The following is a 5,569-nucleotide window of genomic DNA, read 5'->3' on the forward strand; positions in this document are numbered from 1 at the left end:
TCAACCCCCGAAAACAAGGAGTTCTCGTCATGACTGAGACTTCGAAGCCCCGAGTCGTGACCACCATTGCGGAGTTCCGCACGGCAATCACCGAATCTCTTGCCGCAGCGCAGGAGGAACTGGACCGGGCAGCCCGCCAGGAGGCGGAGCAGAACGGCACCGCAGTTCAGTACACGAACGCATCCCTGGGCTACGTGCCCACCATGGGCGCCCTGCACGACGGCCACGCAACCCTGTTGCGTCGCGCCACTGAACAGAATGATGTAGTGGTCGCCTCCATTTTTGTGAACCCGCTGCAGTTTGGCCCCGGCGAGGATTACGAAGCATACCCGCGCACCCTGGAGGCAGACGCTGCCCTGGCTGGTGCCGCCGGCGTGAGCATCATCTTCGCACCTTCTGTGGAGGAAATGTATCCCGACGGTGACCCGCTCATCCGCATTTCGAGCGGCGAGCTGGGCACCAAGTTTGAGGGTGCGACCCGCCCCGGCCACTTTGACGGTGTGCTGACCGTGGTGAATAAGTTCTTCAACATTATTCGCCCCGCTGCGGGTAACCACCCGGTGAATGCGTACTTCGGTCAGAAGGACGCTCAGCAGTACATCCTGATCCAGCGTATGGTTCACGATTTTAACCACGACGTGACCATGCGTCCGGTGGCGATTGTGCGCGACGATAACGGCCTGGCGCTGTCTTCGCGTAATAGCTACCTGTCGGATGAGGAGCGCGAGTCTGCCCTGGTGCTGTCCCGCACCCTGGCGATGCTGCGTGAGAATTCGCTGAACCGTGGTTTCCACGAGATTGATTTGGACGGTGCGCGTGAGCGTATCAACTCCACTCCGGGTGTGCGCCTTGACTACCTGGAACTGGTCGACCCGATGACTTTCGGTGAGCCGACTGAGGAGTCGGAGCGAGTGCTGGCACTGGTTGCTGCGTTCGTTGGACCGACCCGCCTGATTGACAACATGGACCTGCGCTAAGCGTTCGTTCGTTTAGAAGAGTCCCCAACACACTACACAGATAGGTATCACTGTGAGCACTGAGCACACTGCCGCACCGGCGATTGCTGATATGTCCGAGCAGATGCAGATTCGCCTGGAGAAGCGTGCGAAGCTGATCGAGTCGGGTCGCGAGGCATACCCGGTGGGTCTGCTGGATTCTGAGGGTAACCGCGTGGAGCCCAACCACATTGAGGATCTGCGCGCCGAGTACGATCCGAAGCTGGCTGCTGAGGAGCTGAAGGCTGGCGACGAGACTGACCGTGTGGTGCATGTTGGTGGCCGCGTGGTGTTCGTCCGTAACACCGGTAAGCTGTGCTTTGCGACCCTGCAGGGTGGTACCGAGGGTAAGCGCATCCAGGCGATGCTGTCGCTGGCTGAGGTGGGCGAGGAGTCCCTGTCTGAGTGGAAGTCCCTGGTTGACCTGGGTGACCACGTGTTCGTGACCGGCCGCGTGATTGTTTCTCGCCGCGGTGAGCTGTCCATTATGGTGACCGACTGGAAGATGGCGTCGAAGGCTCTTCGCCCCATGCCGGTTCTGCACAAGGACCTGAACGAGGAAACCCGTGTTCGCCAGCGTTACCTGGACCTGATGGTTCGCGAGGAGGCTCGCGAGCTGGTGAAGAAGCGCGCCCTGATTACCCGCACCGTCCGCCGCGTGCTGGAGGATCACGGCTACATTGAGGTTGAGACCCCCGTTCTGCAGCTGGTGCACGGTGGCGCGACGGCTCGCCCGTTCCGCACCCACCTGAACGCTTTTGACCAGCCGATGACCATGCGTATTGCGACCGAGCTGCCGCTCAAGCGTGCAGTGGTTGGTGGCATTGACCGCGTGTACGAGATTGGTCGCGTGTTCCGTAACGAGGGTGTGGACTCGACCCACAGCCCCGAGTTCACCACCCTGGAGTGCTACGAGACGTATGCTGACCAGTTTGTGATGGCTGAGCGCATGAAGGAGATTATCCAAAGCTGCGCGAAGGCTGTCGGTACCGAGCGTATTGAGACTGAGAACGGCACCATTGACCTGTTCGGTGAGTGGAAGTGGGTTGGCGTGTACCCGGGCCTGTCTGAGGCTGTGGGCGTTGAGATCACCCCCGAGACTGACGCTTCGGTTCTGCGTGAGATCGCTGAGAAGCATGAGGTGGACATCGACCCGAAGTGGGACGCTGAGAAGCTGGTGACCGAGCTCTTCGGTGAGATTGTTGAGCCGACCCTGGTGAACCCGACTTTCGTGTACGATTACCCGCCGAGCGCTCAGCCGCTGGCGCGTCCGCACCGTTCCGGTGAGCCGCTGATTGAGGCGTGGGACCTGATTATTGGCGGTATGGAGCGCGGTACTGCGTTCTCCGAGCTGATTGACCCGGTTATTCAGCGTGAGCGCCTGACCGCTCAGTCGCTGCTGGCTGCTGCCGGTGATGACGAGGCGATGGAGCTGGATGAGGACTTCCTGCGCGCCCTGGAGCACGGTGCACCCCCGATGGGTGGCCTGGGTCTGGGTATTGACCGTCTGATTATGCTGCTGGCGGGCGATCAGGATCCGGAGCGTCCGGGTACTGTGGTGCGTCAGCCCGGTATTCGTGAGACTATTCTCTTCCCCTTGATGAAGCCGGAAGCCTAAGCTTCTGACTTCTGCATGAGGTGATAATGCGGCGGGTGCCGCGGATACGCTTGTATCTGCGGCACCCGCCGTTTTCTGTGCACTCTTTTGCACGGTGTATAGCTTCCGAGGTGGGATTTTCTGTTTATTTGCACAAGTCAGGGGCTTTTTTCGGTGCTTTTTTGTTCTATTCTGGTGCTGATTTATGCTGCTCTATTCGTTCTGGTGGGGGTTTCTGTTCTTATACACGAATGTGTTGCGTAGAAAAGAATGAGCTGTTGGGATAGGACCAGAATTTCGCTTTTGAATAGCCTGGGAATACCTGGAGTGAATGGCGTATTGTGGGTGCCCGTGCGGATGATGTAATTCCTGGGGATTGTTGGTGGTGCCGTGTTGTGCATTGTTCGATATTGTCCCCATAGTGTGTGCCGGAGGAATCCAAAGTATTTGCACTCTAAACTGCGCATTAATGTGTGCGGGGTGGGTGAGGATTTAACGGAGATGAACGGAACGGATATATCGCTCAGGGCGATCAGCGCATTGTTTCAATATTCAGGAAGTTTTCGGAATCTTTAATATATTTCTGTTATTATGTGAAAGAAAATTAGTACATAAATATATCCGGCACACTATTTTCTCAATCTCCGATAGAGGCTTTTGGGTTTATCCACAGGATATATGCAACAGATGAGGAGGTGCCTCAATGGCACAGAAGGTTCGCATCATCCTTGAAGACGATCTCGACGGTGGCCCCGCAGACGAAACCATCCGTTTCGGCCTGGATGGCGCTCACTACGAGATCGACCTGTCCTCCGCTAACGCAGCTCGTCTGCGTGACGCTATCCGCCCCTTCGTGGCAAAGTCCCGCCGCGTGCAGGGTACCGCTACCCAGCGCACCCGTGCACCCCGCGGCACCGCTGCTCCGGTCAAGCGCAACCCCGAGACCGCAGCAATCCGCGAGTGGGCTAAGGCTAACGGCCACAAGGTCTCTGATCGCGGCCGCATCCACCAGGATATTCAGGACGCATACTACGAAGCAATGAAGGCTCAGGACTAAGGGTTCTACGCATTGCGTGTAGCCGGAGGGGTTGGTTCTTTAAGGTTCTAAACCTCCGGGTGCTTAGGGCGGACGGTGTTATCACCGTCCGCCTTTTGTTTTGCCCTCTTGTATGTGTTGTATGTTCTGCATATCTGAATGGGGCGGATGTTTTATGGCTAATTCCAATTAACTATTTACATGTAAAATATATTGAGCTGGTTGATGGGGCAATCGGTGCAATACCGAGAAGGGTATTGGTTGAACGCAGGGGCATAGTGCACATTTGGATTCTGCGTTCATTTAGATTTCATGCATCGGCAGGAACACTAAAGGTGTTGGCGCATTAATCTCTTTGATGCTGTTGTTATTCGCCGGGATATTCCCTCTGTGTGCGGTGTGGGGTCTACCCTGAATAGAGCCGAAAATAATAAGCATGCTACCGTGTGCTGTCGTGGAGATTTCCCCTGATACTTCCCCCGAAACCACGATGATTATCAGCGGAAATTCTGTTGCGGATTGCCTGGGATTTATGTGGAAATATTCTGCCAATAATCGAGCCGTATATATTTTTGCGAATTATTGAAATTTCTCACGCAAACATATAAATTTTTAAAAATTTCTGCAATATATTCACGCGCATGCAGAAAACTAGGGGTTCCTGTGTGGGTCTGTGTGGCTTCTTGTGTGTTCTGCTTTCCCGGGCATCCTCGTTTCGGCGCTACCTCCCCTCAGAGCCCACTCGTAGCCCCTCCCCGCAGTACATCCGGCGGTATTATGCGCACACTCTGCAGAGGCAACCCCTGCAAAAGCAACCACTATCGACCGGGCAGTGCTCATCTACCTTCAGGGTAGGTTCACCTGCGTGAGCTAGACCCCTCAAAACCACCCGCGGAACCCCCTCCTAAGCGCCCGAAAACACGCTCAAAACGCCCCGAACAGCTCATCTGTTCTCTTGATGGCGAACAGGCGCCCACACGCGGGGCATAAACCCGCAGCTCAACGTACTCTTGTATCAATAGGAAAATGCAAGGAGTGCGTAAATGTTTGAACGCTTTACCGATCGAGCTCGGCGCGTTGTGGTGCTTGCCCAGGAAGAGGCACGCATGCTCAACCACAACTACATCGGTACCGAACACCTGCTGCTCGGTCTGATTCACGAGGGCGAAGGCATCGGTGCTCGCGCCCTGGAATCATTGGGCGTTACCCTGAACGCAGTACGTGAACAGGTTCAGGACATCGTCGGCCCCGGCCCCCAGGCGCCTAACGGCCACATCCCCTTCACCCCCCGCGCGAAGAAGGTTCTCGAACTGTCCATGCGCGAGGCTATTCAGCTGAACCACGGCTACATCGGCACCGAACACATCCTGCTGGGCATGGTTCGTGCAAACGAGGGCGTGGCAAACCAGGTGCTGGTCAAGCTGGGCGCTGAGCCTGCCGCTGTGCGCCAGGCCGTCATGGACCTGATTTCCGGCTACCCCGGCAACAACTCCGGTGAGAAGGAAACCGCCGGCGTGGGTGCAGGTAACTCCCGCGAAGGCACTCCCGCGGGTTCGACCATCCTGGATCAGTTCGGCCGCAACCTCACCGCAGCAGCGCGTGAGGGCGAGCTGGACCCGGTCATCGGCCGCCACAAGGAGATGGAACGCGTTATGCAGGTCCTCTCCCGCCGTACCAAGAACAACCCCGTGCTGATTGGTGAGCCCGGCGTCGGTAAGACCGCCGTCGTGGAGGGCCTGGCACAGGCTATTGTGCACGGTGACGTCCCCGAGACCCTCAAGGACAAGCACCTGTACACCCTGGACCTCGGCTCCCTGGTCGCAGGTTCGCGCTACCGCGGTGACTTCGAAGAGCGCCTGAAGAAGGTCCTGAAGGAAATCCGCTCCCGCGGCGACATCATCCTGTTCATTGACGAGATTCACACCCTCGTCGGTGCGGGTG

Annotated in this window: 4 protein-coding genes; all 4 read left to right on the forward strand. The window is 57.1% G+C overall.

Going from position 1 to position 5,569, the window contains the following annotated elements; translation table 11 throughout:
* Nucleotides 1–29: 29 nt before the first annotated feature.
* Nucleotides 30–977 (forward strand): pantoate--beta-alanine ligase, encoded by a 948-nt coding sequence (gene panC / locus HXO69_RS08570; RefSeq protein ID WP_296546526.1) that lies wholly within the window; start codon nt 30–32, stop codon nt 975–977.
* Nucleotides 978–1,029: 52 nt separating this feature from the next.
* Nucleotides 1,030–2,613, forward strand: coding sequence for a lysine--tRNA ligase (gene lysS / locus HXO69_RS08575; protein WP_080974502.1), 1,584 nt, complete (start codon nt 1,030–1,032; stop codon nt 2,611–2,613).
* A 682-nt stretch (nt 2,614–3,295) separates the two neighbouring features.
* On the forward strand, nt 3,296–3,649 hold the full coding sequence (locus HXO69_RS08580; protein ID WP_005504366.1) for an Lsr2 family protein: 354 nt from the start codon (nt 3,296–3,298) through the stop codon (nt 3,647–3,649).
* 1,022 nt (nt 3,650–4,671) lie between these two features.
* Nucleotides 4,672–5,569 (forward strand): Clp protease N-terminal domain-containing protein (locus HXO69_RS08585; protein WP_296546527.1); only part of this gene is annotated, 898 nt, incomplete at its 3' end.

It is taken from the genome of Rothia sp. (in: high G+C Gram-positive bacteria) (assembly GCF_015265375.1).
Lineage (GTDB): Bacteria > Actinomycetota > Actinomycetes > Actinomycetales > Micrococcaceae > Rothia.

Bases quoted from the DNA above. Each gene is read 5' to 3' on its own strand.
- panC (WP_296546526.1), top strand. From the start codon at position 30: ATGACTGAGACTTCGAAGCCCCGAGTCGTGACCACCATTGCGGAGTTC.
- HXO69_RS08580 (WP_005504366.1), top strand. From the start codon at position 3,296: ATGGCACAGAAGGTTCGCATCATCCTTGAAGACGATCTCGACGGTGGC.